The organism is Moorena sp. SIO4A1 (assembly GCF_010672065.1).
GTDB lineage: Bacteria > Cyanobacteriota > Cyanobacteriia > Cyanobacteriales > Coleofasciculaceae > Moorena.
Window position 1 is genome coordinate 123,130 of the sequence record NZ_JAAHHX010000002.1, and the last position, 25,611, is coordinate 148,740.

25 protein-coding genes and 1 tRNA gene are annotated in these 25,611 nt (G+C 45.1%); 17 read left to right on the forward strand and 9 right to left on the reverse strand.

Annotated elements, in window-relative coordinates; all coding sequences use genetic code 11:
* Positions 1-396: 396 nt before the first annotated feature.
* Positions 397-1,944: an SLBB domain-containing protein gene (locus tag F6K53_RS01390; RefSeq protein WP_293079844.1), complete on the forward strand. Its 1,548-nt coding sequence runs from the start codon at positions 397-399 to the stop codon at positions 1,942-1,944.
* Positions 1,945-2,118: 174 nt separating this feature from the next.
* On the opposite strand, the gene F6K53_RS01395 is transcribed toward F6K53_RS01390, so the two are convergent.
* Together F6K53_RS01395 and F6K53_RS01400 are read right to left on the reverse strand one after the other, a co-directional pair.
* Positions 2,119-3,276, reverse strand: a complete 1,158-nt coding sequence (locus tag F6K53_RS01395) for a histidinol-phosphate transaminase (RefSeq protein ID WP_293079750.1) — start codon at positions 3,274-3,276, stop codon at positions 2,119-2,121.
* Between the two features lie 41 nt (positions 3,277-3,317).
* A complete protein-coding gene (locus tag F6K53_RS01400; protein WP_293018938.1) occupies positions 3,318-6,371 on the reverse strand; it encodes a CBS domain-containing protein in 3,054 nt (1,017 codons plus the stop codon).
* 328 nt (positions 6,372-6,699) lie between these two features.
* On the opposite strand from F6K53_RS01400, the gene psbZ reads away from it, so the two are divergent.
* The 6 genes from psbZ to F6K53_RS01430 all read left to right on the forward strand — a co-directional run bounded on the left by psbZ (position 6,700) and on the right by F6K53_RS01430 (position 11,187).
* Positions 6,700-6,888: a photosystem II reaction center protein PsbZ gene (gene psbZ, locus F6K53_RS01405; protein WP_070394766.1), complete on the forward strand. Its 189-nt coding sequence runs from the start codon at positions 6,700-6,702 to the stop codon at positions 6,886-6,888.
* 61 nt (positions 6,889-6,949) lie between these two features.
* Positions 6,950-7,537 carry a 6,7-dimethyl-8-ribityllumazine synthase gene (gene ribH, locus F6K53_RS01410; protein ID WP_293035875.1) on the forward strand — a complete coding sequence of 196 codons (588 nt, stop codon included), beginning with the start codon at positions 6,950-6,952 and terminating at the stop codon, positions 7,535-7,537.
* Between the two features lie 112 nt (positions 7,538-7,649).
* Positions 7,650-7,721 (forward strand) — tRNA-Gly (locus F6K53_RS01415).
* 428 nt (positions 7,722-8,149) lie between these two features.
* Entirely contained in the window at positions 8,150-9,436 is a 1,287-nt protein-coding gene (gene iscB, locus F6K53_RS01420) for an RNA-guided endonuclease IscB (protein WP_293018935.1), read from the forward strand.
* 68 nt (positions 9,437-9,504) lie between these two features.
* A complete protein-coding gene (locus F6K53_RS01425; protein WP_293018933.1) occupies positions 9,505-9,912 on the forward strand; it encodes a hypothetical protein in 408 nt (135 codons plus the stop codon).
* A 6-nt stretch (positions 9,913-9,918) separates the two neighbouring features.
* Complete coding sequence (locus F6K53_RS01430) at positions 9,919-11,187, forward strand: glutamate-5-semialdehyde dehydrogenase (protein WP_293018932.1); 1,269 nt, start codon at positions 9,919-9,921, stop codon at positions 11,185-11,187.
* Here the strand turns inward: F6K53_RS01430 and F6K53_RS01435 are convergent.
* Positions 11,184-12,329: a CO2 hydration protein gene (locus tag F6K53_RS01435; RefSeq protein ID WP_293065744.1), complete on the reverse strand. Its 1,146-nt coding sequence runs from the start codon at positions 12,327-12,329 to the stop codon at positions 11,184-11,186. The two genes, F6K53_RS01430 and F6K53_RS01435, sit on opposite strands and share 4 nt — an antisense overlap.
* Positions 12,330-12,555: 226 nt before the next feature.
* Here F6K53_RS01435 and F6K53_RS01440 point away from each other — a divergent pair, with 226 nt between their 5' ends.
* Positions 12,556-12,690, forward strand: a complete 135-nt coding sequence (locus tag F6K53_RS01440) for a hypothetical protein (RefSeq protein ID WP_293018929.1) — start codon at positions 12,556-12,558, stop codon at positions 12,688-12,690.
* Positions 12,691-12,693: 3 nt separating this feature from the next.
* Here the strand turns inward: F6K53_RS01440 and F6K53_RS01445 are convergent, their stop codons facing one another.
* Both F6K53_RS01445 and F6K53_RS01450 read right to left on the reverse strand, forming a co-directional pair.
* Entirely contained in the window at positions 12,694-14,190 is a 1,497-nt protein-coding gene (locus tag F6K53_RS01445) for an NADH-quinone oxidoreductase subunit M (protein WP_293018928.1), read from the reverse strand.
* A gap of 242 nt (positions 14,191-14,432) precedes the next feature.
* Positions 14,433-14,609 (reverse strand): hypothetical protein, encoded by a 177-nt coding sequence (locus tag F6K53_RS01450; RefSeq protein ID WP_293065748.1) that lies wholly within the window; start codon positions 14,607-14,609, stop codon positions 14,433-14,435.
* Between F6K53_RS01450 and F6K53_RS01455 the strand changes: the two genes are divergently transcribed.
* Positions 14,587-14,961 carry a pentapeptide repeat-containing protein gene (locus F6K53_RS01455; protein ID WP_293065751.1) on the forward strand — a complete coding sequence of 125 codons (375 nt, stop codon included), beginning with the start codon at positions 14,587-14,589 and terminating at the stop codon, positions 14,959-14,961. The two genes, F6K53_RS01450 and F6K53_RS01455, sit on opposite strands and share 23 nt — an antisense overlap.
* On the opposite strand, the gene F6K53_RS01460 is transcribed toward F6K53_RS01455, so the two are convergent.
* Positions 14,888-16,780: an NAD(P)H-quinone oxidoreductase subunit F gene (locus tag F6K53_RS01460; RefSeq protein WP_293065754.1), complete on the reverse strand. Its 1,893-nt coding sequence runs from the start codon at positions 16,778-16,780 to the stop codon at positions 14,888-14,890. The two genes, F6K53_RS01455 and F6K53_RS01460, sit on opposite strands and share 74 nt — an antisense overlap.
* Positions 16,781-17,015: 235 nt before the next feature.
* On the opposite strand from F6K53_RS01460, the gene F6K53_RS01465 reads away from it, so the two are divergent.
* From F6K53_RS01465 to F6K53_RS01495, 7 genes are all read left to right on the forward strand, one after another.
* Entirely contained in the window at positions 17,016-17,198 is a 183-nt protein-coding gene (locus tag F6K53_RS01465; RefSeq protein WP_075902542.1) for a hypothetical protein, read from the forward strand.
* Positions 17,199-17,864: 666 nt separating this feature from the next.
* Complete coding sequence (locus tag F6K53_RS01470; protein ID WP_008185070.1) at positions 17,865-18,176, forward strand: carbon dioxide-concentrating mechanism protein CcmK; 312 nt, start codon at positions 17,865-17,867, stop codon at positions 18,174-18,176.
* A gap of 183 nt (positions 18,177-18,359) precedes the next feature.
* Entirely contained in the window at positions 18,360-18,701 is a 342-nt protein-coding gene (locus F6K53_RS01475) for a carbon dioxide-concentrating mechanism protein CcmK (RefSeq protein ID WP_293018921.1), read from the forward strand.
* A gap of 167 nt (positions 18,702-18,868) precedes the next feature.
* Entirely contained in the window at positions 18,869-19,168 is a 300-nt protein-coding gene (locus tag F6K53_RS01480; RefSeq protein ID WP_008185074.1) for a EutN/CcmL family microcompartment protein, read from the forward strand.
* Positions 19,169-19,484: 316 nt separating this feature from the next.
* Positions 19,485-21,161, forward strand: coding sequence for a ribulose bisphosphate carboxylase small subunit (locus F6K53_RS01485; protein ID WP_293079754.1), 1,677 nt, complete (start codon positions 19,485-19,487; stop codon positions 21,159-21,161).
* A gap of 40 nt (positions 21,162-21,201) precedes the next feature.
* Positions 21,202-21,363, forward strand: coding sequence for a hypothetical protein (locus F6K53_RS01490; RefSeq protein WP_293018914.1), 162 nt, complete (start codon positions 21,202-21,204; stop codon positions 21,361-21,363).
* Positions 21,364-21,507: 144 nt separating this feature from the next.
* A complete protein-coding gene (locus F6K53_RS01495; RefSeq protein WP_293079757.1) occupies positions 21,508-22,203 on the forward strand; it encodes a hypothetical protein in 696 nt (231 codons plus the stop codon).
* Between the two features lie 3 nt (positions 22,204-22,206).
* On the opposite strand, the gene F6K53_RS01500 is transcribed toward F6K53_RS01495, so the two are convergent.
* The 3 genes from F6K53_RS01500 to F6K53_RS01510 form a co-directional block, all read right to left on the reverse strand.
* The gene (locus F6K53_RS01500) at positions 22,207-22,362 is read right to left on the reverse strand and encodes a hypothetical protein (protein ID WP_293065765.1); all 156 of its coding nucleotides are present in this window, start codon (positions 22,360-22,362) and stop codon (positions 22,207-22,209) included.
* A gap of 18 nt (positions 22,363-22,380) precedes the next feature.
* A complete protein-coding gene (locus F6K53_RS01505; protein ID WP_293065767.1) occupies positions 22,381-22,836 on the reverse strand; it encodes a cupin domain-containing protein in 456 nt (151 codons plus the stop codon).
* Between the two features lie 129 nt (positions 22,837-22,965).
* On the reverse strand, positions 22,966-24,459 hold the full coding sequence (locus tag F6K53_RS01510) for a transposase (protein ID WP_293065770.1): 1,494 nt from the start codon (positions 24,457-24,459) through the stop codon (positions 22,966-22,968).
* Positions 24,460-24,912: 453 nt separating this feature from the next.
* On the opposite strand from F6K53_RS01510, the gene F6K53_RS01515 reads away from it, so the two are divergent.
* Positions 24,913-25,527, forward strand: a complete 615-nt coding sequence (locus F6K53_RS01515; RefSeq protein WP_293065773.1) for a PEP-CTERM sorting domain-containing protein — start codon at positions 24,913-24,915, stop codon at positions 25,525-25,527.
* Positions 25,528-25,611: the final 84 nt, after the last annotated feature.

A 25,611-nucleotide genomic window follows, 5' to 3' on the forward strand; every position in this document is an offset into this window, starting at 1 on the left:
CCTGCTGACTTAGAGTTGGCAAAGGGTAACAGATTGGTGTCAGTGCTATTATGTGGGTATTAAGAATTAAGTATGACTAATAACTTATAGCAGCAGTTGCTCAGATAGGGAACTTTCCAGCTACGAGTATCCTCTAAGTAGAACAAACCGATAACGGCTCTTTAACAATGTTGCTCTACCAGGCTAATCTATGTGTTCACCAATTGTCAGTTGTCAATTGTTATCAAATCCCAACCACAATCAGAGACGTCATAGTAGTGAGTGCGCTTTACCTATAGCTTGCCGATGAAGGGATGAAACCCTAGACCAGATCAAGCTCACCAATAACCAATAACCAATTACAAATGACAGGCCAAAGAAAGCGTCAACGAAGCCTAAACAACCCTAAACACATTGGTGAGGTGGCTTGAGTCACAACATATTCCGGATTTTCTGCACAATTTAGTGTGTCTTTATCTAGCAAGAGTCAATATGTTTATGATCAATACAGTTAACCTAGGGAAAAAAAGACCCCAAGAGATATTAAGCGAAATTGCTAAGAATCACAGTATTACACCACGATTGACTAGACCAGTTGTGGGTGTAAGCTTACTGGTGGTTTCCGCTATTACCCTACCTACACCTACCCTAGCTCAAATTCCTTCAATCAAGGTACCAGCTTCAACATCCCCGAGCCAGGTACCAGCTCCACCATCCCCGAGCGAGGCACCAGCTCCACCATCCATTGCTGACTTCATTAAGGTGAATCAGAGTAACACGGTATCAGCAGCCACACCCCCTGTGCGTAACTCTTTACCACCAGACAGAGCTTATACCCTTGATGCTGGAGATGTTCTTACCCTGAATATCTTTGATGTTGATGAATACAGTGGTCAGTATCAAGTACTGGTGAACGGTTCCCTTAACTTACCCTTGATTGGTAGTGTATTTGTAAGGGGAAAAACTCTCGATCAAGCTAGCGAACTCGTCACCAGTGCCTTTTCAGTTTACATCAAACGCCCAGTAGTTTCCTTGAGTCTGGTGAAACCCCGTCCTTTAAAAATTTCCGTGGCTGGGGAAGTGAGTCGCCCTGGAGCCTACACCATGGGTCTGAATGAAGGACAGCAATTTCCCTCCCTGACTCAAGCGATTAATTTGGCTGGGGGGGCTACCCTAACAGCAGACGTTAAGCAAGTAGAACTTCGGCGTCTTGAAGGCTCTGGGCAGCGCAATACTTATTATATCAATCTCCAGCAATTGATTAATAGAAGTGATATCAGGCAGGATGTTACCTTGCGGGATGGGGATGAAATCTTGCTCCGAACTACTACTGCTATCAACCCAGAGCAAACCCGTCTATTGTCCAATGCCAGTTTTGCAGCTAATGCCAGCCGTCCGATTCAAGTGGCTGTGGTAGGGGAAGTGGTTAACCCAGGAGCTTATGTGGTCAAGGGAGAAACTCTGGGTAATAATAACATTAACATCGGTAGTGCTGATATCCGTAGCACCAATGCACCACCAACTGTAACTCAAGCGATCGCGATCGCTGGAGGCATTACCCAAGACGCTAATGTTCGCCAGGTTAAAGTGCGACGTTTGACCCAAGGGGGTACACAACAAGAAATTGCCTTGGATTTTTGGCAATTGTTGCGACAGGGTGACCTAACTCAGGATATCCTCTTAAAGGAGGGAGATACAATTCTTGTCACCAAAGCTGACGAAATTGCTCCAGAGGTAGCATTGGCATTAGCAGATTCCAACCTTTCTGCTGCTGCTATCCCGGTCAATGTGGTTGGTCAAGTTAAACAACCTGGTAATATCGAAGTCAAGCCCAATGCTCCTTTGAATGAAGCCTTGCTTGCCGCTGGGGGATTTGATGACGTTCGTGCTGAAAAGGGTTCTGTTGAATTAGTTCGCCTGAATCGCAATGGCACAGTTGAAAAAAGAGAGGAGATAGGGAGATAGGGAGATAGGGAGATAGGGAGATAGGGAGATAGGGAGATAGGGAGATAGGGAGATAGGGAGATAGGGAGATAGGGAGATAGGGAGATAGGGAGATAGGGAGATAGGGAGATTGGCGGAAGAGAAAGTTGTACGTTTGAGCGCAACTTGGTATAAGTAAATTAGGGTATAAGTAAATTAGGCGAGAACTCCTTGTAATCGTTGCAATGTACGAGTATTCTCCTCAGGAGATCCCACAGTGATCCGCAATCCTCCTCCAGTATGACGTAATAGGGTGCCTTGATCTTTCATAGCCTGAGTTACCTGAGTCAGGTCTTTGCTAGTAGACTCGTTGCCGGATTGTGCTAGACGCAGGTAGATGAAGTTAGAAGCACTTGGCCAAACCTGTAAGGCTGGATGTTCTGATAGGGCTTTTAGTAACTTATCTCGCTCAGCGATAATCTCAGGAATTGATGCTAGCAGAGTTTGTCTGTGATTGAGAGCGAGTATGGCAGCAGCTTGGGAAAAACTGGGTAAGTTGTAGGGTAAGCGAATTTTTTCGAGAGCAGCAATTAGTTCTGGGTGAGCGATGCTATAACCAACACGGTGAGTAGCTAAACGAAATGCTTTGGAAAATGTCCTCAATACTATCCAGTTGGGATGGTCGGCTAATTCTGAGACTACTGAGGCTTGGCTGAATTCAAAGTAGGCTTCATCAATAACTACTAAAATAGTCTCTGTTAGACCACGTAGCCACTCTAATTCCTGGGGAGTCAAGGGGTTGGCGGTGGGAGAGTTAGGATGAACCACAAATACTACTCGTATTGGTGGTCCTTGGGTCGAGGTTTCTGTTACGGTCTGTTCAATGGCTGCTTGGGCATCGTCGATCTTGATTTGAAAGTTTTCTTCCCGACGCCCGACACTCACTACTGGTATTCCTAAGGTCTGTGCGAGTATAGAATACATCGAGAAGGTGGGATTAGCGATTAGGATCGAGCCTTCTCCTCCTAAGCAGGTGGCTATTAAAATAGAACGAATTAGTTCATCGGAACCGTTGCCTACGGAAATCTGGTTTGCTGTTACTACCTTTTCTAGGGCAGCCGATTCGTTAACGTATTCTGCGATCGCATTTTTGAGTTCCCCATGTCCGCCATCGGGATATCGATTAGCTTGAATCAGCTGTTGATAGCTCCAAGCTAATTTTTCCTTTAACTCTTCTGGTAAGTCAAAGGGGCATTCATTAGTATCCAGGCGATCTAGGGGAACAGTTGATTCTGGTGTTTTCCCTTCCTCGCCCCCAGGATGAGGTGTGTAGGCCGTTAATTCGGCTAGATCTGACCGGATGAATTCTAGCATTATCTGTTCTATGTTGTCGGTTTGCTTTGTTACCTTTTACCTTATTCTTTCTCAAGAGGTGGATAGTGTATTGCCAGAAATGCTTTAGCCTCAGCCTGATCCTGAATCACCCTGTCTAGGGTGGCGTCTAAGAGTGCATCCAGAATTTCCCGATACTGTGCTCCTGGCTTATAGCCTAACGTTCTGAGATCATTGCCATCCAGTGGTGGTTTAACATGCCTCCAAGTGGTGAGATACTGCCAAATTTTACGTCGGATCGCTCTAGGACTATACACCCCAATCAATACTAAGGTAGGTAATTTATACTCGCGCAACATGTGGACGATTTGACTGTTGAGCTGGCATGTTGTTAGAGATTCTAGGATATCAGCTTGCCATCCCTCAAGTTTTTCAAGACGCTCAACACTGTCTACGGGCAACTGTAAATTCTTGGCTACCTTAACCCGTTCGTCTGGTGCTAGATCAGCAATTAATACTTCCAAACGCATCTGCCAGTGCCTTAAGGTTTGCTTTGGGTCAAATCTCTGTAGCCAGCGCCCAACCAAACGCACTCGCCACCATAATGGTTTATCTAGGGTCAGGGTAGGATGAAGACACTGCAACGCTCCCAATGAGGACAATAACTGCAATGCTGGTTGCCAGTAGGGGGCTTGCAACATATAGTTAAGTTCTGCTTTGAGTCGGGTTTGGAGTGCTGGTACTTTGGTGTTTTCGGCTAGGGTGCGCTGATATACCCCACTCTCAATGGCATAGTGGATATATTCCTTGGTTTGGGGTTCAATGTCAAATCCCAATCGCACCGCAAACCTTACGGCTCGATAGATTCGGGTTGGGTCTTCAATAAAGCTATTGGCGTGTAGGACTCGAATTTTTTGCGATCGCAAATCTAACATACCCCCAAAAAAGTCCAACAGGGGCAATTGAGATTGGGGATTAACCTTTGTCAGCCTTGCCGCCATGGCGTTGATGGTAAAGTCTCGGCGGTAAAGGTCTTGACGAATGGAACTAGCTTCGACTTGAGGATTGGCGGCGGGATAAGGATAAAACTCGGTACGAGCAGTGGCAATATCTACACAAAGGGAGCCAAATGTCGGGTCATTATGCCATAGCAAGGCAGCGGTTTGAAAAGACCCGTGTACTTCCAAGCGCACCTTACGGTAAATTTTACGGAGTTCCTTGGCAAGGGTGACTCCTGCGATCGCATCCGCTGAGCGGTTAAAGCCATCGACAACCAAGTCTATATCATTTAGGAGTAGTTGCTTTTTCCCATCCGCTAGTAACAAGTCTCTGACAGCTCCCCCAACTAGGTACAGATGCCAACCCCGCTCCTGAGCTTTCTCGGCAGCTATGGTCAGAAGTTCCCATAGGGGCGAAGCCAACAGAGGTTTTAAGTTAGCCGGTTTCAGGTTAGCCGGTTTCAGGTTTGACCCATCAACCTTCAACTGCTTAACCTTCAACTCTTCCTGAAACAGTTGCCGCAATACATCAGTGCGGGTCACAATCCCCATTAGTTGCCCATCCTCTAGAACGGGTAAACGCCCAATATCGTAAGTCACCATCAAGGACTGAATGTCTGCCATCGAGGTTTCCGGAGTAATGGTCTTAACATCCTTCGTCATGTAGCCCTTGACTGGGGCATGGCCAAAACCGTGGTGCAAGGCTAAATCCAGGTCTCTTCGAGAGATAATTCCCACCAGCTGGTCTAGTTTATCTACTACTGAAAGCCCCGAATGACCATAGCGCAACAAAATTCTCTGGGCTTCCTTAATCTTGGTATTGGGGCGAATGGTGCGCACGGGGGAGGACATTAAATCCCGAGCGGTCAGAGGTTGGGGAATTTGGTCTTTTAGTTGGTTGACCAGCTGCTCTAGGATTGTCTGGGCATCACAGTCTCGTAAGGTAACCGCAGCGGCTTGGGAATGTCCACCCCCTCCTAGGGGTTGCAACAACTGGTTCAAATCCGTCCCCTCAATTCGCGTCCGCCCAATTATAGTCAGCTTTGTAACTGAGGTTGACAGTTGTTCACCCTTGGCCTTCGAGTAGGGTAGGTTAGTGTCGGTTGAAGGTTGAAGGTTATTTGGTTGAAGGTTATTTGGTTGAAGGTTATTTGCTTGAAGGTTATTTGGTTGAAGGTTATTTGGTTGAAGGTTATTTGGTTGAAAGTTAGTCTGGGATTGAGTTTCAAGGTTATTTTGGCTTGGAGGTTGTATTTTGAAATTTTGCTTGTTATAATAATTTCCAGAACCTTCAACCGTTAAACCGCCAACCGGCAACGGTGAATAACCTTCAACCTGAAACCTTACAACTGGTAAATCTGCCGGTTGTAAGGTTTCCCCTTTGGACTTTCGTTTATACTCAGCCCCCAAAAGCAGGGCATCGCTTTCAGTTACTTCTAGTAAGCGTGATGCCAAACTGGATAAGCCAGGCACATGCCCAGGAGTCTTTAGGAATACCCAAGAAATGGTGTAACCCAAGTGGGTTTGTCGCTGCAAAAGGTCTAGAGATTGCCTAAATAATTTTTCCAATTGAGGAGATAGCCCTGGCTCAACATACTGAGCTATCTGCCGCAGATTAGCTCCCTGCTCCATTAACCAGGTCAAAGCAGCCCCATCTCTTGGTGTTGTCTGGTCAAAGGTCAAGGAACCTGTATCCACATGGATTCCCAATGCCATCACCGTGGCTTCAGCAGTAGTTAACTGGATTTGGGATTGCTGTAATTGCTCCACAATTAAGGTGGTGGTTGCTCCGACAGGTTCAATCTGTGTATAGGTAGCCTGGATATCAGTTTGGGGTACGGGATGATGGTCGTAAATTTCAATAGCCTTTAACTGTGGTAAGTCTAACCACTCAGCTGCTTTCCCTAAGCGATCGCGTTTTTGAGTATCTACAATAATTACGGAATTAATCTGAGCCAATTGTACAGAGCGGTGCTCGATCAGGGCATACTCATCCCGATGCAGTGCCAAAAAATCTCTTACAGCCGGATGAGTCCCCCCAGTTAGTACAGCTTTGGCTCCTGGCTTGAGGCGAGTCAGTCCTACAGCTGCTCCTAGGGCATCAAAGTCAGCAGTGGTATGACACAAAATCAGATCCATAGTGATTAGTCTACCAATTCTGGAAATTAAGGCTAAACATCAATTTCATCTGGCCATCTCCCCATCTCTCCCTTTTGACTTTATTGATGCTATTAATCTATCAATAGTTTACACTTTTTTAACCCTTTATTCCCTATCCCCACACTCCTCGCATTCCCCACACTCCTCGCACTCATCACCTGGATCGGAAAGTTCAAACCGCATTGATTGCAACAAATTTTGGCAGAAAAGGTAAAACCATCTGGTAGAATCTATAGTGCTTAGCTAGGCATTAGCCTGTTTTAAACAAGTTTTAGGAAAGTTTAGCGTCAAGGTATCAGCACAGAAAATGACTATTATATTCCAACTATTACTCACTGCTCTAGTCCTATTGTCATTTGTCTTGGTAGTCGGTGTACCAGTAGCTTATGCCACACCTCAGAACTGGGAGCAATCAAAACGCTTGCTTTGGCTTGGTTCAGGGGTCTGGGTGCTTCTAGTGCTTCTAGTCGGTGCCCTCAACTTTTTGGTGGTTTAGGTTATAATTGCCCTCAGCTAGACCTAAATTATTACTGTAATCAGCCTTTAGAACGATAGTCATGGCAGTTTTCGAGGGAAATTTTACGTCATCTACCTCCCTGAGGTTTGCGATTATCATTGGTCGCTTTAATGACCTAGTGACAGGTAAACTCTTAGAGGGGTGTAAAGATTGCTTAAAACGCCATGGCATTGATCCCAATCCCCAAGGTACTCAAGTTGACTATATTTGGGTACCGGGTAGCTTTGAAATTTCATTGATGGCTCGCCAAGCTGCTCTTAGCGGTCGTTATGATGCAGTGATTTGCTTGGGCTCAGTGATTCGGGGTCAAACTCCCCATTTTGATTATGTCGCTGCTGAAGTAGCCAAGGGCATTGCTGCTGCCGGTTTTCAAACCGGGGTACCTGTTATTTTTGGTATTCTAACCGTAGATACCATGCAGCAAGCTCTAGAACGGGCGGGAATCAAGAGCAATAAAGGTTGGGATTATGCCATGAATGCCATAGAAATGGCTAACCTGATCCGGAGTTTTCGGGGTCAAGAGTCAATATTAGGCTATGAAGAGTCTGAACAGGGAACTTTGGGCCAACAAACTCTACCATTCTCGACAAATTGGACAATTGCTTCAGAATCTGACCCTGATTCCTAACATATGAGTTAATCTTGGAACATTTTCCTAATTTTCTTGAATCTGAAAACTCAGTAGAAGGGGTTGACAAATTTTGGCGGATCTGACATACTAGAAGGAGATAAGTTGAGGTGCGGGTATAGCTCAGTGGTAGAGCGTCACCTTGCCAAGGTGAATGTCGCGCGTTCGAATCGCGTTACCCGCTTGCGAATAGTAAATAAACCTGTCAGACCTAGAGTAAGGGAACCTGAGGGAGGCTGTGTTAAGCTTAAGCATCCCACTTGATGCCAACCGTGGCAATGAATAAGCTTATATAATAGATGGGGACATGCTTGGCTTTGTAGTGTCCCTATATTTAATTAAATCAAGCAGCACTACCAACCAATTAAAGGTTTTTTGATAAACCTAACCACCTAGTTTAAGCCTAGGCAATTCCCGGTAATTTCTGGGATTGCCGACTAGGTTGCAGACTAAGGATTTGTTTCCTACGTTGTTTTGGTCAAGATACCCAAGGATGAACTCCAGTCCCTGGCTCTATCGTTAACCATTAAGGTGAAGGCAAATGTGTGGTTAACCTAACAAGCTATTACAACCTTGTCGAGGAAAACATTACCGAATTGAGATGCACTAAAAATGCAGAATTATGTATTTGTCATTGACACAAACAAACAACCATTAAACCCCATTCCACCAAAGAAGGCACGAAGGTTATTAGACAAAGGCAAAGCGGCGGTTTTTAGGATGTACCCTTTTACTATTATTTTGAAAACTGCGATTCTGCAAAGCCGACGCTGCGCGAACGAGAATCCTGTTGTTACCAACTGTCAACTAAAAATTGATCCTGGTAGCCAGGTCACTGGGTTTGCTCTAGTCCAAAACAATCAGGTTATTTGGGGAATGGAATTAGAGCACAGGGGAGGACTAATCAAGAAAAAACTAGAATCTAGAAGAGCTGTAAGACACCGAAGACGTAATCGCAATACCCGTTACAGAAAGCCAAGATTCCTTAACCGCAAACGTTCAGAGGGCTGGCTTCCACCTAGTTTAGAGCATAGGATTTTGACTATTGAGACTTGGGTAAAACGATTAATCAAATTTTGTCCGGTTAACGAGATTTGGATCGAAAGAGTTAAATTTGATGCTCAAAAGATGCAGAATCCTGAAATCAGCGGCGTTGAGTACCAGCAAGGTGAGCGACGCGGATATGAGGTGAGAGAGTACTTACTAGAAAAATGGGGAAGGGAATGCACTTACTGCGGTAAACAATCCGTACCATTGCAAATCGAACACATTCACCCAAAGTCTAAGGGAGGAAGTAATCGGGTGAGCAATCTTTGTCTAGCCTGCGAGAAATGTAATCAACGGAAAGGTAATAAACCAATAGAAGAGTTTTTGAACAAGAAACCAAGCTTACTTCAGAAAATCAAGACCAAAGCCAAACAACCATTGAAAGATGCAGCGGCAGTCAATGCAACTCGCCAAAAATTAGTAAAAGTGCTTCGAGCAATCAAGTCTGTGGTTACTGGAACCGGAGCACAAACCAAGTACAACCGGACTAAGTTAGGTTTTCCTAAAGAGCATTGGATTGACGCTGCCTGTGTTGGGGATATTGAGCCTTTATGGTTAAGGACAAATCAACCACTATTAGTTACCTGCAAAGGGCAGGGAGGTAGACAGAAGGCAGCGCTCAATAAGTATGGCTATCCCATTAGGCACAACCCATTAAAGCCGATTAAGGGCTGGTGCAGTGGAGATATAGCCAAGAATGTGTTAACCGGTGAGTTTGGAAGAGTCAACCCTAGGAGTAAAAGCAATTCTTTCAATTACACAGTTCCAGGGAAAAAGGCCGTGAGCTTACACGTTAAAAATTTGACTAAAGTCCATAAAAAAGATGGATACGTTTACAACTTTTGCAAATAAATACCAGGAATTACCTGGGAATAATCGTCCTATCCCATCCAGATGTCTTTTGGTTTTTAATAACGCTTGTGCAATCTCAAAAAGGTCAAAAGATTGACTTAAACTCTGAGTATCCCTGCCCTTGTCGGCGTCGGGGTCATTTAGTGCCAATTACACTGACAGAAGCCCTTGGCTGCCATCGCTGTCAGCAAATTTTTGTGGTAGACGAAAGTGGTTATGTGATTGAGCAACTATCCACCCACTACCCCTATAAAAAAGCTTGGCGTTGGACAGGACATCGTTGGAATACAATCCATGGTAGTCTTGGGGAAAGCTACTTACCTGTAGCGTTGGGTATTGTATTAGTTCTGCTGATTGTCTGGTTGCCTTTGGCACTTCACTCCCAAAAAGGGCCAGGTATCATAGTCTGGGCATTACTGGCAGTACTGCTAGCAGTACTTCCGGCTATGATGGTTTGGCTAGCTTACCGGCGTTAACTAACAATGAACACAGACTCTGGGAGCAAGGCCTCGAAGTTACATGATTTAATGGCCAGTGTCCACCATGCTTCTCGGGCATTGGCAAACACCAAGGGAGAAGAGCGCTCTCGTGGCATCGAGGCCATGGCTCAAGGAATGCGAAATTCCTTTGATGATATTTTGGAAGCTAACACCCTAGATCTGGAAACCAGTAGGGACATGGCAGTGCCAGACCTAATTTTGGACTGGCTGAAGCTAACACCAGAAAGGCTACAGATGGCTATCGGGATCCTGGAAAGGATTGGAAAGTTATCTGATCCAATCCGGCGGGTAATGAACGCTTCCTATCAAACTGACCAATCTCAGACCTACTGTCAGCTAATGCCGTTGGGAGTGATTGCTCTAATTTATGAGGCATTCCCTGAACTAGGTGCAATTGCCGCAGGCTTTTGTCTCAAAACTGGTAACTCCCTGATTCTCAAAGGCAGTAGCGAAGCCAGTCAATCTAACCAGGTGATTGCTCAAGCGTTGCAAAATGCTTTGGATGAGGTCGGTTTGCCAACGGGATGTCTGGAACTATTCCCCTCTGGACAGGGAGCTTCGATTCGGGATTTGGTCACTCAAAATCCATATCTGAATTTGGTAATTCCCCACGGACGACCAACCCTGCTCAAGCAGGTGATCCAGCAATCAACTGCACCAGTTTTGCAATCGGCCATTGGTAACTGCTACCTTTACTGGTCTGCTAATGGTAACGTCGATCTGCTTAGGCATATGGTTTTAGATAGCCACGCCAGTCAGCCGGATCCCGTCAATGCTATTGAAAAAATTCTGATTAATCAGAATCAAAAAACCTCTGCCTTAGTTACCCTGTTGAACAACCTCAAGGAAAACGGTTTTGAACTCAGAGGTGATGCCAATCTAGTGGCTAAGTTTCCTGAACAATTGACCTTGGCAGCAGAATCCGAGTGGGGTCAAGCCTACTTGACCAAAACTATTGCGTTGAAAGTGGTAGATTCTATAGAATCAGGCATTGCTTGGATTAATCAATATAGTAGTGGTCATGCTGACTGCCTGGTGACAGATTCTTATCAGGAAAGCCGTCAGTTTGCCTTAGGTGTAGATAGTGCATCGGTTTACATTAATTCTTCACCAAGATTTTCACGGAATCCGCAACCAGGAGACTCCGTGTTTCTAGGTATGTCTAATCAAAAAGGACATTCTCGCGGCATGATTAGCCTGGAGACTCTCACTACCCTTAAACACGTAGTTCAGGGTAATGGGCAGTTTTAGGCGTTGGTCATTTGACCATTGGCTGCTCTTAAGCGGGAGGGGATCAATCGATCCATCCAGTATTCCAAATAGGCTCGATTTTCCTCAAGTTCAGCAGGATCCGTGGTATCCATCGGATGAGGTGCTAGCCCCAAAATCGCAGCTGTAGTGACACAAAACATAGATTTCTGGAAAGTTTGGCAAATTTTGACCCGCAAGTCAATTTCACCCCGATGCGATCGCATAAAAAAATCGCTGAGATACTTGGGTAGATAATGCCTCATATCCTGCATCAGCAATGTCGGTGGAATTCCAGCACCACCAATAGGCAATGGGTCAGCATACAATGCGCCATAGGTAAATCGGGTTTGATCTGGGGAAATCTGGTAGGCTTGGGCATTCAGAGATACTGTCCCCAGAAAGGGTGTTCCCCGGAAGAAAATTGCCTCTACATAGGGTACTCCTGTATCAGACAAGAAAGTCAAACCAACCGATTCGGGAATAATCTCATACCTTTGAGCGCCAATCTGAGGGGCATAGGTAATGGGTTTGTTTGCTGCTGCGACTAACCCTGCTTTAATATGGTCTACTACTTGGGGAATCGACTTAATTTCCCCTTCGTCATAGCCCTGAGATAGGGACATGAATATATCACTCATCACCCGCCAGAATTGCCCTAATCCACTGGTATAGGCAAGCATTCGCACTTGTTCGGGCAGGAATTCAGGAAATAGCTTGTTCATTCCCAGCATCAAGGGATTGCTCTTAAACTTTGCCTGAATTGCTTCGGCACATCGCTGCTCAAATTCATCGGTATCGAGATGAGTATCTAAGCCCCCACCACCGTGCCATAACATCGAGCGCATACAGTATTCAGCGTACTCAAAGTTAATTCGGTCGTGCCACCAATGACGTAAAAGCTTTGAGAATGAAATGTCGCCATTGAAGTATTTAAAGAAGGGAAAAAATACTAAAAATTGATGATCTGCAGTGTAGATAAGATTGCGGGAGTAAGCATCTAAAACAATGCCGTAGCTGTGAAGTATACCGACTACTTCCATCAGGTTTTCTGGGGAATCCGATAGCAGGGCACTACCAGTTTGTAGTCGCTTTATATACTCCTCTAGGGGATGAGTTCGTTTCGTTTTCTGGCTAACTAACATAATAATTAGGGTGAAGGGTGAAGGTTGAAAGTTGTTGAAGGTTGAAGGTTGTTTAAGGTTGAAAGTTTAAGGTTGAAGGTTGTTTAAGGTTTAAAGTTTAAGGTTTAAAGTTTAAGGTTTAAAGTTTAAGGTTTTTTAGGTGTTGAACGCGCACGCGTGGCCTTTTGGCTAAGGTTGAATGCGTTCGCTGAAAGCGGGCCTATCGGCAGAGCCGTTCGCCTTTGGCGTGGCCTACGGCCTCCGCTACGCGAACGTCCATCGCATTCAACCAGCTAACTTTCAACCAGCTAACTTTCAACCTGTTAACTTTCAACCTGTTAACCTACCCTACACCGAACGCCAAGGGCAAACAACCTGTTAACCTTCAACTATTGCTTGATACATTCACAGCTACATTCGGTGGTGTCGTTACCAAAGTTGCTGTGATCGGTTCACTTAAATTAAGTAACCATCCTGGTTGTAGTCCCAGAACCACAATCAATAGTGCTAAAACCAGCCCTGGTAATTGTTCTGTGAACTTAACGGTTGGTAAATCAGTTAAATGGTTAGCCAGACGACCAAAGAAGGCTCCACCAACTAGTTGTAAAAAGTAAACAACCGTTAAACCGGTGCTGAGCATGCATAGGATAGTTGGGATTGGTAATACCTGGAGACTACCCCAGTAGACCAGAAACTCAGAGATAAATCCCACCATGCCAGGGATACCAGCACTAGCCATTACACCAAGCACTATCAAACTACCAACTACTGGCATACCCCGTTCCGGATTTAATAGACCATTGAGGATAGTGATATCCCGTGAGCCAGTTTTCTTATAAATGATACCGACTAATAAAAACAGTAGCGCTGATATTAAACCGTGACTGATCATATGCAAAACTGAGGCTACCAACGCTAGCTTAGTGGCAGCAGCAGCAGCTAACAGAATGTATGCCATGTGAGCGACAGAACTATATGCCACCATTTTTTTCATATCTTTCTGGACAATGGCATTGAATGCTCCGTAAAGGGAACTCACTGCTGCCCAAATTCCCAACCAAGGTGCCAGAATTGTCCAAGGTTCCGGAAACAAACCTAAGCCAAACCGCAACAAACCATAGGTACCTAATTTCAGGAGCACACCAGCTAATAGAATTGAAACTGGGGTTGATGCTTCCACGTGGGCATCTGGCAACCAGGTATGGAATGGCACAAAGGGAATTTTAATCCCGAAGCCAATTAGAACCGCTCCTAAGAGAATTAATTGCTGAGCAACGGGTAGTAATGATGCCAGCTCCCTGGTCTCGGCGTAGCTAAAGCTAGAGGAACCACTCAAAAACACTAAGCCCAGGAATGACGCTAGAACCAAGGCTCCGGAAAGGGCTGTGTAGAGGAGAAACTTGGTTGCAGCATAGCCTCTGCGCTTACCCCCCCAAATTGCAATCAACAAATATAGGGGAATCAGTTCCAGCTCATAGAAGATAAAAAACAGCAGTAAATCCTGAGCTAGGAAGGCACCGGCAACAGCGCCATTTAGCAACAGCATCAGAGCGTAATACAACCTAGGGCGAATGACGTTGGAATCTGTGCAGTACAGGGCAATTGCGGTTAGCAGACCATTTAGGATTAGTAAGGGCAACGATAGACCATCTACCCCTAAACTATAGGTCAAACCAATCACCTGAATCCAAGGAAGATTTTCCTGAAATTGTAGATTCACGTCACCGGGGTTAAACATGGTCATCAATATTACTGACCAGAGGAAAATACCACCAGTAACCACCAAGGCAACTTGACGAGCTGCTTTAGCGGTGACATTCCCGGGCCAAAACCCCACTATAGCGGCACTCAGTATTGGTACCAAAATCAAGGCACTCAACATAAATCGACCAGTCTCCTAATCATTTGTTTACTTGTTGTTATGGGGTTGGTTTGTTGAAGGTTGAAGGTTGGTTTGTTGAAGGTTGAAGGTTGGTTTGTTGAAGGTTGAAGGTTGGTTTGTTGAAGGTTGTTTGGTTGAAGGTTGGTTTGTTGAAGGTTGTTTGGTTGAAGGTTGAAGGTTGGTTTGTTGAAGGTTGTTTGGTTGAAGGTTGTTTGGTTGAAGGTTGTTTGGTTGCAGGTTGTTTAGTTGAACGCGATGGACGTTCGCGTAGCGTCGGCTCTGCCGATAGGCCCGCTTTCAGCGATCGCGTGGCCTTTTGGCCAAGGTTGATTGGTTGAACGCGATGGACGTTCGCGTAGCGTCGGCTCTGCCGATAGGCCCGCTTTCAGCGATCGCGTGGCCTTTTGGCCAAGGTTCAACAGTCAAAGGGCTAACTTTCAACGGGCTCACCTTGGCCTATTGGCCACGCTACGCGAACAACCTGCTCACCTTCAACCTGCTCACCTTCAACCTGCTCACCTTCAACCTGCTAACTTTCAACCTGCTCACCTTCAACCTGCTCACCTTCAACCTGCTCACCTTCAACCTGCTCACCTTCAACGGGCTAACCTTCAACGGGCTAACCTTCAACGGGCTAACCTTCAACGGGCTAACCTTCAACCTGCTAACCTTCAACCTGCTAACCTTCAACCTTTAACTAATGACCTATCAACAAAGACCACTGCTCCAAAGACCACTGACTCAAAGACCACTGATTCAAGGGCCAGGTGATGAAGATTGCTAATAAGCTGATTCCTAAAAGGATAGTCAGTACATAAAACTGTGATTTACCGGAAACGCTGTATTTTAAGCTTTGACCACTAAATACTGTTCCTAAACCAACCAGATTGACTAACCCATCAACGATATATCTATCAACCCAAGCTGTAATCTTGGAAAATAGGAGAACAGCAAACACGATGGTGTAACGATACAGTTCGTCCAGGTAAAAGTCATAGGCGAATAGGTCTTGGAACAATTTCAACGGCATCCGAATTGACCGCGACCAGGTTCTGGGTAGGTAAATTAAAGCCCCTGCAGTGCAACCTACGACACCAGAGATTATCAAGGTTACCTCGGCTAGGAGATTGAGATCCTCCCATTCCGATAGCAATTCCATCGGACGTATTAGCACTGGTACCAGCAATGTCAGTATGGTTAACGCTACCATTGGTAAGGCCATAGCCCACGGTACTTCTGGTGCTCGACGGGTCTTCGCTTGGGGTTTCCCTAGGAAAACTAGCCGAAACACCCGGACTAAACCTAAGGCAGTAACTGCGTTAACGAAGAGAAAGGGTATGACCAGAAGAGGGGCATCAAACCAAAAGGCGTTAATCCCTTCACTCATTGCCCAAAAGCCACCCAGGGGGAAAAGTCCAATCAGACCAACGATACCCACGGCAAAGGCAGTGCTAGTAGCGGGCATTTTTGACCCTAAGCCCCCCAATTCAGCTAAATTTTGGTTATTAGTGTTGAAGATTACCCCCCCGATGCTCATAAACATCAAGGCTTTAGCAAAGGCATGGGCAACCAGTAAAATCACACCAATATCAGCGCGCTGCATTCCAACCGCGATAAATACTAAACCAATGTAAGCGCTGGTGGAATGGGAAAGCGATCGCTTAATATCGATTTGTGCGATCGCTACCATTGAGGTGCCTAGTGCTGTGATAGTACCAATAACTACTAACACCGATAAGGTCAACGGTGAGACCATGGTCACGATCGGCACCAGTTTAATCAGCACATAAGTACCACAAGTCACCACCAAGGAATTCCGCAGTACTGAAGCGGGATTGGGTCCCTCCATCGCCTCATCCAACCATAAATTCAAGGGGAATTGGGCACATTTACCAATTGGACCAGCAATCAAAGCCAATCCCAGTAAGTTACCCACTAGTGGCGGTAGATTAGCTGAATAAGCCCAGGTATACAAGTCTGAAAAGGTTAAGCTTCCCGCAAAGGTGGCTAAGCTCACCACCCCAACTAGCAGCAAGATATCTCCTACACGCTTGGTTAGAAAAGCATCTCGGGCAGCTTTGAGTGCTAAAGGCTGAGCGTACCAAAAACCCACAATGAGCAAAGTACACACCGTGAGCATCTCCAACAGAGCATAGGTCAGGAATAAGGAATTACTCAAGACAATTCCGATCAATGCCCCTTCAAAAAATCCCATCAGGGCAAAGAAGCGAGCTAATCCCCAATCTTTCTCCATATATCCGAGAGCATAGAGTTGCGCCAATAGACTTAGGCTGGTGATAAACTCCATTGCTGCAGTACTCACTGGTGAGACTTCCAGAACAAATGATATGTCAATATCAGCAACCATTAGCCAGTGAAACTCTATCTCTTGCACCGCTTCCTGTAATGAAGCTTGGAAGATCAGCCAGCCATGAATGCAGGCGAAAAGTGTCATCAACAGGTTAAAGTAAGCCGCTGGTCTCGGTCCCGTACGACGCACTATTCCTGTTGCCCAGGGGATAGTTAAAAATGCCCCAATCCAACTGTAAATGGGAACTACCCAAATCGTCTGAGTAAGCAACTCAGTCATCACGCCTTGACCTCATCATTTCTGCAATCAATTAAATAAAAATCGGTACTAATTAGCCCAAACGTCTTTTTAAAGTGACGATTTTCCTCGGTTTACAGCTAATAATGTGGTGATTTGTCTTAAATCATTACTATTTTTACAACTTTATCAGTTAAGGGTTATCTTGGACATAATCCAGGCTTATTTTTTCCGAATATTTTTTTGATTATTACCATAAAACACTGCTTTTGGAATCATGACAAGTAACCTTTATAGAACCCATCAAGCTAACTTATTCAAGGTCAAGTCTGGCTTGACAACCGATCAAGCTAAGGGATTAAAGCTCAAATCAGGCTTGACAACCCATCTATCCACCCATCTATCCTTAGTCAGGTTAGAGCGACCCAGTTCCCAGTGCCGTAACCCAGGAACTCGGTGACCGCACTCAAATTCTGGCGCTTAGTGAGGATTACTTATCTAAAAGTTATAAAAAAATTATAAAACAAAAGCAACCATTCTCCAAAACGGTGAATTTTCGTTAACTAATCTAGCTGACCCCCTCGGAATGTTAAGTTTTGTTAAGGTCTCTCATTAAGAAGTATTATCATATTTTATATTGTCAAATACGCCAAGGTTCTCTATGCTTAGTTTTGGTTGTCCTTTAAACAAAGATGTTGAGGGCATTCCCCGTCTACTATCTTTGTTTCAGCCGGGGTGTTAGCGTAGCGTGGCCGAAAGGCCAGGGAAACAATCACTTTTGGTTAGGCAAACCCACACCCCCCTCCACCCTTTAATCCCCCCCAAACTAACCATGAGGCGGATTAAGACCGGAGCAAGGGAAGCACAGAAGCACGACCAATACAGTTAGCTACCTGAATTAGCTAGGTGAATTAGCTAGGTCAGTTAGCTAGCTAAGTTAGCTACCTGCTATGACGTTGGTCGGCTCACGTTCTGACGGTGTATCGAAAAGGCCGATTTACCCGGCAACATTGCAGTTATCTGCAATACCACAGAAACCCTAACTACACTGCCCTAACTACACTGCAAGGTTAGTTAGGGAGCGTTAATCACTCTTATTTGACTAATCCACTAGGAGAAAAGCGAAATGCCAATTGCTGTTGGAATGATTGAAACTGAGGGCTTTCCAGCTGTTGTAGAAGCAGCTGATGCGATGGTTAAAGCCGCTCGCGTCACCCTTGTGGGTTATGAAAAAATCGGTAGCGCTCGTGTAACCGTGATTGTGCGGGGAGATGTCTCCGAGGTGCAAGCTTCCGTATCCGCTGGGATAGAATCAGCAAACCGGGTGAATGGAGGTAAGGTGGTATCAACCCACATCATCGCTCGTCCCCATGAAAACTTAGAGTATGTCCTACCAATTCGTTACAGCGAAGCTGTGGAACAGTTCCGTAGCTACTAGCCAAGATGCTCCTAAAAACCATAGAGAGTCTAGAGGCAATTGGCACAAGCTTGGGTGCTGAACTCGTTGGTATGCAGTGACTATAGGTTTAGCAAAGAGCGCTTATATGCCGTCACAACCATCCCACGTGTGGTCAGCGCGTGGGTTGATCAAAATCTTGATAAACGTCTAGGAGTAAAATTCATGTCAATTGCTGTGGGAATGGTGGAAACCCTTGGTTTTCCAGCGGTTGTAGAAGCCGCAGATGCGATGGTGAAAGCGGCTCGTGTCACCCTTGTGGGTTATGAAAAAATTGGTAGCGCTCGTGTAACCGTGATTGTGCGGGGAGATGTTTCCGAAGTGCAAGCCTCGGTAGCTGCTGGAATTGATAACGTTAAGCGTGTCAATGGAGGTCAGGTATTATCTACCCATATTATTGCTCGACCTCACGAAAACCTGGAGTATGTTCTACCAATTCGTTATACCGAAGATGTGGAACAGTTCCGGGAGAGTACTAACGCCATCCGTCCGATGAACCGTCCATAATCGTCCGCCAATTTGAGATTCAAGACATGCCGGTGTCAAGTAGGGGATGTGCTTACCATGAGGGGAGAGATTGCTTGATCCACTAGTTTTGGCTTGGCCATATAACTGCTCCCTAATCCATCTCCCCCCAAGTCCTGTCACCCCAAGTCCTGTAATAATTTAGGTCAATGCAAATTGCCAAGGTCCGAGGCACGGTCGTTAGTACTTATAAAGATCCTAGTCTTAGAGGAACTAAATTCCTTTTCCTGCAATACCTAGATGATGCAGGAGAACCACTGCCCAAGTATGAGGTAGCTGCTGACATAGTCGGTGCTGGTATAAATGAGTGGGTGCTAGTCAGCCGTGGCAGCGCGGCTCGGCAAGTTGGTGAGAGTGACAAGCGTCCCATCGACGCTATGGTGGTGGGGATTATTGACACGGTCAGTGTGGACAATAGCATGCTCTACAGCAAAAAAGACCAGTATTAGTGAGTAGGTTCGGACAATAGTAGCTTTGGGTAGTAGCTTTGGGTAGTAGCTTTGGGTAGTAGCTTTGGGTAGTAGCTTATGGCTTGTTATCCATTGCTCGATTCTGACCCGACCCCTATAGCTTTCCAAAGCAGTTATTTGTAACGATAAGCCATAACGGTAGAGGTTAACTATTAACAATCCAGCAATTTCTGCATGATTACATTTCCCGAGTGGGAGCAGCAGAAATAACTAACCCCAATCCTCAAGTGTGGGGCTTGACAAAAATCTATTTCATGACAGTGTATCTCAAATAAAAATTAGGAGGAAAACATCTATGGCATTTAGCACCCAGGCAGCTCCCCCAACACCTTGGTCACGGGATCTGGCTGAACCAAAAATTGATGACACAGCTTATGTCCATTCTTTTTCCAACATTATTGGAGATGTAGAGATTGGGCCAAATGTATTGATTGCCTCGGGAACCTCGATTCGAGCTGATGAAGGGGGACCATTTTACATCGGTGAAGGTACCAATATTCAAGATGGTGTTGTGATTCATGGTCTTGAAGAAGGTCGGGTTGTTGGGGATGACCAGAAAGAGTACTCGGTGTGGATTGGCAAGAATGCATCGATTACCCACATGAGCCTGATTCATGGTCCTGCTTATATCGGGGATGATTGCTTTATTGGCTTTCGCTCTACGGTGTTTAATGCTAGAGTTGGCAAGGGCTGTATTGTGATGATGCATGCCCTTGTTCAGGATGTCGAAATTCCTCCCGGTAAATATGTTCCTTCCGGAGCGGTGATTACTAATCAGCAGCAAGCTGACCGACTACCGGATGTAGAAGAGCAAGATAGAACGTTTGCTAACCATGTGGTGGCAATCAATGAGGCATTGCGGGCGGGTTATCAGTGTGCAGAGGATGATTCCTGCATGATGCCCATCCGCAAAGAAATTGCTGAAAATGCTGACTCTAATGGTCATAGTAGCCCTGATAGTTCCCATAAATCTTTCAGATCAATGTCTTCAAATACAGGATTAAGTTCAGAGCTTCAACAACGAGTTCGTCAACTGTTAGGCCAAGGATACCGAATTGGTGCTGAATATGCTGATGAGCGTCGCTTCCGTACTAGTTCCTGGAAGAGTGCTTCCGGAATACACTCCGATCGTGAATCAGAAGTGCTCCAATCCTTGGGTGATTGTCTGGCAGACCACGCTGGTGAGTATGTCCGACTAATTGGGATTGACCCGAAAGCTAAACGCCGGGTGTGTGAAGAGATTATCCAAAAACCGGGTGGCCCTGTTTCTGGAAGTTCCACTGGATCTGGTTCAAGAAGCTACAGCCCCTACAGCTCTGCTCCTCAACCTACTGCGGGTTTCTCTAGCAATGGCTTAGACTCATCAGTGGATGATCTAGTTCGTCAACTGTTGTCCCAAGGGTATCGGATTGGTATTGAGTATGCTGATGAGCGTCGCTTCCGGACTAGTTCCTGGAAGAGTGCTCCTGGAATCAACTCCGATAATGTATCACAGGCTTTGGCAGACCTAGGGGCTTGTTTGGCAGACCACGCTGGTGAGTATGTCCGACTGATTGGGATTGACCCGCAAGCCAAGCGCCGGGTGATGGAAAAGATTATTCAAAAACCAGGGGACACTGCAAAGCCTGCTGCTAAACCTAGTAGTAGTTATAGCTATACTCCCCGTTCAACCCAATCCTCAGGATTCAATGGCAGCAAGGTTTCTGGTTCATCCTTGAGTCAAGATATCGTTGAGCAGATCCGTAACCTGTTGTCCCAAGGTTATCGCATTGGTACTGAACATGCGGATAAACGTCGATTCCGCACCAGTTCTTGGCAGACTTGCTCCCCCATTGACTCTACTCGGGTTTCAGACGTGGTTGAAGGTCTAGAAACCTGCTTGGTTCAACATTCGGGTGAGTATGTACGGTTGATTGGTATTGATCCGAAAGCTAAACGGCGTGTTCTAGAGACGCTGATTCAAAAGCCTTAATTTATAAGCATAGCACAGGGAACAGGGAACAGATAGGGAAGTGTGGGAAGTGTGGGAAGTGTGGGAAGTGTGGGTAGATGGGGGGAAGCCCCAATACCGCACTGCATCCCTTAGAAAACAAACCGTCAAACCCTATCCCCCTACTCCCTTGCTGCGAGAACCATTTAATTTAAATCAAGACCAGCTTATTTATAGGTATTAGACTTCTTGCAACGGTAAAGAAGCCCTCAAAAATGATAGTGCTAGAGTCAAATTTAATCCCAAAACCCTTTACCCAAAACCCTTTACCCCCAAAACTGCGGCGAAGTCTACTGTGCCAAAAATTATGCACTTGCCTAAACTTCAATTGAGTAATAATTCTCATATATACGTGGAAGGAAATGTGAGCGTTGATCCTAGTGCTGTTATTTCAGCAGGGGTAATTTTGCGAGCGGATCGAGATAGTAAAATAACGATTGCAGCCGGTGTTTGTATCGGTATGGGAGCAATTATTCATGCTCACAAAGGTACTGTGGAGGTGGAATCAGGAGCGAGTTTAGGCGCTGGGGTTCTGGTCGTGGGGAAGGGAAAAATTGGCGCTAATGCTAGTATTGGCTCCCTGACCACAATTTGGAATCATTCTGTAGAATCCCTACAAGTGGTGCCATCAGCGTCGGTGTTGGGAGATAAGGGGCGTCCATTACCGGAAGAGTCTCAACCAAATCCTGATAGCTTGGAGCAGAAACCTCAGGAGTCGTCATCAACTGTACCTGAAAACAGCTTTACCACGGAATCTGTGAATGGTCAAGTGCCATCCACCAGTAATACGGTGGCTACAGAGACAACAGAGACTAATACAACAGAGACTAATACTACAGATACCAATTCTACAGAGACTAACACAACAGAAACTATTGAGGCTGAGACGACGGCTGAGTCGCAGACAGAATCACCAGCCCCGAAGACTCAACCTACTGTTCATGGGCAGGGGAGCTTGAACCGATTACTGGATACTCTGTTTCCTTACAATCAATCTTTCAATAGTCCTAGCAAAGATACATAACAGCTACCTAGACTCATCTCTTTTATGCGATCGCTTAATTTGTGTTCGCGCAGCGTGACCAAAGGTCAATCGAGTAATTTGCGAACGCGCCCCGCGTGACCATTCGCGTAGCGTGGCCTTTTGGCCAAGGTCAATCCCATAGCGGCTCGCTAGAACCATCCCATAACAGCTCCTCAATCACAATAACTCCCGGCTGATCTGAGGGAAAACTCCGCTTTCTGCCAACTCAAAGTCGGCAAAGTCAAAGCCTGGTGCAACAACGCAGCTCACCAGAGAAAAACTATCATCTTGTGAAGGAATCGCCCCAAACCATGTACCGCCTGGCAAACAATAGTAAGGATGAGCACCGTCTGTCAAACTGGCTCCCAGTAGTATGCCCCGTTGTGAACCGGTCTCGTCAAGGTAGTTGAGACACAATGGTACACCAGCATGATAAAACCACAGTTCATCAGACCTGATACGATGCCACGATGAATATTCACCACTACGGAGGAGATAATAGATTGAGGTAGCAACAGACCGTACTCCAAAAGGTGTCTTTACGACCTGATCTGATCGATACATCTCTCGATAAAACCCCCCCTCAGGATGTGGTACGAGTTGCAATGCTTGTATAATGTACTCGGCTTCCATATCTGTTCTATCGTTTTTACAAAAGTTAGATATTGATAGTTTTTCGGAAAGATGTAGTTATTTTGGCATTGCTTCGTTTTAGAATCAATCCTATGTTTGCCACAGCTGAGGTCTGCCTAGGTGACGTTCCTACACTTCACTATCCGTTAAGTGTAAGCTTCTAGCACTCCTTAGAGCTACTAAAACTTCCTTTGAGGTACTATTAGTTATAGAGCTATCTATAACCGGATTCCCCTTACAGCGTTTTATAGTGGGGAACACGCCCAGCCCCACTCGTTTTAGGTTAATTGCGGCATTAATATCGCGGTCAACCAATAACATTTCTTGCTCATCCCAATACTCGCGGAGGTCGCAATCCGTGAATACAAACTCGTCTCGATAGCTTAACAGCTGAGAGGTATAGGCAGGGTTACACTTTTTCGTTACTGCTCCAGCTTTTCCAGCTATGTAGTCCAGTACCTCAAAGAACTGCCCAAACCCTGCGTCCAACCAAGACTTATTTAATCCAGATTTAGCGGACTGTCCATTAGGCAAATATCCACCCTTCCCATCTGGCTTGGGTTTATTTCGTTTATTTAAACCAGTAAGGTTCAAATTTTCATAATAGAAAACTTTTTTTCCGCTTCTAACCAGAACATGAGCTGTTTTATAGGCATGATCCTTTCGGCTCCTAGCAATCCGTTGATGTATTCTCGCTTCACGGGATTGCAATTTCCTTCTAGCTTTACTACCTTTTGTCTTGGCATTCTTTTTTGTCTGTACCTTTTCTAAATAGGACTTACGCACAGAATCCATGGGTAGGGTGGGCAAGGTTTTGCCCACCCTACAGGTAGCGTTAAATTGAGGGATTTGCGTAAGTCCTACTAAATAAGAATGATTCTTACGGTAAGACTTAAGTGAAGGTAGTTTGGTATTTTCAGATGTTGCTAGATAATCGTCTCCGTAAAGTACGGCATCCAACCCTATGCCATTATCCCAAGTGGGAATAACACTTTCTGGTGTAAACGCTGGTACTGTAGAATCTTCTAAGCATAAGGTTGTGTACCAACCATCGGTTTTCTTGGTGATTAGAATATTCTTGATCTTAAACCCGTCGGGCAGCGGACGATGTAGGCGTACTTTGAGCCAGCCCTTGAGTTTACTTATCTTTAGCCATATCCATTTCCTCTCGATTCTAGCTACAGAAAAACAGTCTTTCCCATCTATCTTTAAAGTCCTATATCTAGCTTGATTTTTAAATCTAGGTTTTCCGCTACGACTACCATTACAATCGCCTTTGATGAATCGACTGAAAGCTAGGTCTGCTCTTTTACATACGTCCTGTAAAGTATTCGCCGGAACTCGGGTAAAGTCCAGCAATTCACCTGAGTGGACAACTGTCACCAAGTCTTTTTTCCAGATTGGTAACAGCTTTTTTTGACTGAAATAACCGGGGTTATCTCTGAGTTCTGGTAGATAAGTAATCAACGGACAAGAATTAACAGCAGTGCGGTTTTCATTCCACCACCGAAAGCGATCGCCCAACTGCCAGTTGTACCAGTACCGACAAATCCGTAGCCAATCATTTAGTTCTAGTTTTTGTTGAGTACTTGGATAAGCCTGGTATTGGTAGTTGAGCAGCATCACGATCACCTCCTAGTTTTTATTGCGCTTTACATATTATAGACTGTTCTAAATTGGGTGAGGGACTTTCGTCTTAGGGAGTAGGGAAATGGGGAGATGGGGAGATGGGGAGATGGGGAGATGGGGAGATGGGGAGATGGGGAGATGAAGAGATGGGGAGATGGGGAGATGGGGATTTTATTATAATTTTTGCCTAATTTCAAAATTAATTAATTCATTACTATTATCAATCCTATACTAATCAGGCAATTTGGCATCGTCAATTTTAGGGCTTTTTATCAAGTATTGACATTTATTTTTTATGTGACTATAATTCAAGCTAAATTTATTAGTTTAAAAGCGATTATGATAAATCATAATAATTTATCATAACAAAAAAATCCTGTTAACTATTTCTTGCTGTTCCCTGCTCCCTGTTCCCTATTATCTACATACTGAAGGAGGATACTTTCTGTGACTAATATTTATCACCAATTAGCTCTTGTTACTACTGCTGTCGCTTTAACCTCTGCTACTGTTGCCGTTTTACCGGCTGCTGCTGAGCAAATAATTAACCAAGAATTCAGTGGCGAACTTGAATTGTCGGATTTTCCTAGTTTTCTGCCAGAGCCTCCTCCCAAAACTAGAGATTACGAGGGGTTTGTTGAGTACAATCCTGAAGGAGAATTACTTTCTTGGTTTCTTGATGTAGAAGGGTTAGAGCAAGTCGGTTCTGATATTACTCTTGAACCGTTTCCTTCTCCGTTTCCTCTTCCTCCTAGAACCTTTGTTACTACCTTTAACGCTACCCCTGATAGTTGGATTATAGATATCGATTTTGGTAGGGCTTTTGATGCCGGGGCTTATATCCTTACCTGGAACAGAGAGTCAGGAATTACCTTTACTCTTGGAGGTTCCCTATTACCTCCAACTGTCTATGTTGATCCCAATCCTAATTTTAAGGAAACTATCACCGAGGATCCTTCAAAGCCAGATGCAACCAGTGTACCTGAACCTGCTTCTGGATTAGCGCTGCTGGGACTTAGTGCTTTAGGTGCTGGTTCTTTTTTGAAAAGAAAGGATAAATAATAAGGGATTCTGGTTCAGTCCTATCAACTAAAAATATCACCATAATTGTAGAGCGAGTTAAGTCCATTATTATGGACTTTTTTT

What these genes read in the sequence shown, in the direction of transcription:
- F6K53_RS01395 (WP_293079750.1), bottom strand. Translation starts at nt 3,276, where the DNA reads ATGCTAGAATTCATCCGGTCAGATCTAGCCGAATTAACGGCCTACACA.
- F6K53_RS01400 (WP_293018938.1), bottom strand. Translation starts at nt 6,371, where the DNA reads ATGGATCTGATTTTGTGTCATACCACTGCTGACTTTGATGCCCTAGGA.
- psbZ (WP_070394766.1), top strand. Translation starts at nt 6,700, where the DNA reads ATGACTATTATATTCCAACTATTACTCACTGCTCTAGTCCTATTGTCA.
- ribH (WP_293035875.1), top strand. Translation starts at nt 6,950, where the DNA reads ATGGCAGTTTTCGAGGGAAATTTTACGTCATCTACCTCCCTGAGGTTT.
- iscB (WP_293018935.1), top strand. Translation starts at nt 8,150, where the DNA reads ATGCAGAATTATGTATTTGTCATTGACACAAACAAACAACCATTAAAC.
- F6K53_RS01430 (WP_293018932.1), top strand. Translation starts at nt 9,919, where the DNA reads ATGAACACAGACTCTGGGAGCAAGGCCTCGAAGTTACATGATTTAATG.
- F6K53_RS01435 (WP_293065744.1), bottom strand. Translation starts at nt 12,329, where the DNA reads ATGTTAGTTAGCCAGAAAACGAAACGAACTCATCCCCTAGAGGAGTAT.
- F6K53_RS01445 (WP_293018928.1), bottom strand. Translation starts at nt 14,190, where the DNA reads ATGTTGAGTGCCTTGATTTTGGTACCAATACTGAGTGCCGCTATAGTG.
- F6K53_RS01460 (WP_293065754.1), bottom strand. Translation starts at nt 16,780, where the DNA reads ATGACTGAGTTGCTTACTCAGACGATTTGGGTAGTTCCCATTTACAGT.
- F6K53_RS01465 (WP_075902542.1), top strand. Translation starts at nt 17,016, where the DNA reads ATGACAAGTAACCTTTATAGAACCCATCAAGCTAACTTATTCAAGGTC.
- F6K53_RS01470 (WP_008185070.1), top strand. Translation starts at nt 17,865, where the DNA reads ATGCCAATTGCTGTTGGAATGATTGAAACTGAGGGCTTTCCAGCTGTT.
- F6K53_RS01475 (WP_293018921.1), top strand. Translation starts at nt 18,360, where the DNA reads ATGTCAATTGCTGTGGGAATGGTGGAAACCCTTGGTTTTCCAGCGGTT.
- F6K53_RS01480 (WP_008185074.1), top strand. Translation starts at nt 18,869, where the DNA reads ATGCAAATTGCCAAGGTCCGAGGCACGGTCGTTAGTACTTATAAAGAT.
- F6K53_RS01485 (WP_293079754.1), top strand. Translation starts at nt 19,485, where the DNA reads ATGGCATTTAGCACCCAGGCAGCTCCCCCAACACCTTGGTCACGGGAT.
- F6K53_RS01500 (WP_293065765.1), bottom strand. Translation starts at nt 22,362, where the DNA reads ATGGTTCTAGCGAGCCGCTATGGGATTGACCTTGGCCAAAAGGCCACG.
- F6K53_RS01505 (WP_293065767.1), bottom strand. Translation starts at nt 22,836, where the DNA reads ATGGAAGCCGAGTACATTATACAAGCATTGCAACTCGTACCACATCCT.
- F6K53_RS01510 (WP_293065770.1), bottom strand. Translation starts at nt 24,459, where the DNA reads ATGCTGCTCAACTACCAATACCAGGCTTATCCAAGTACTCAACAAAAA.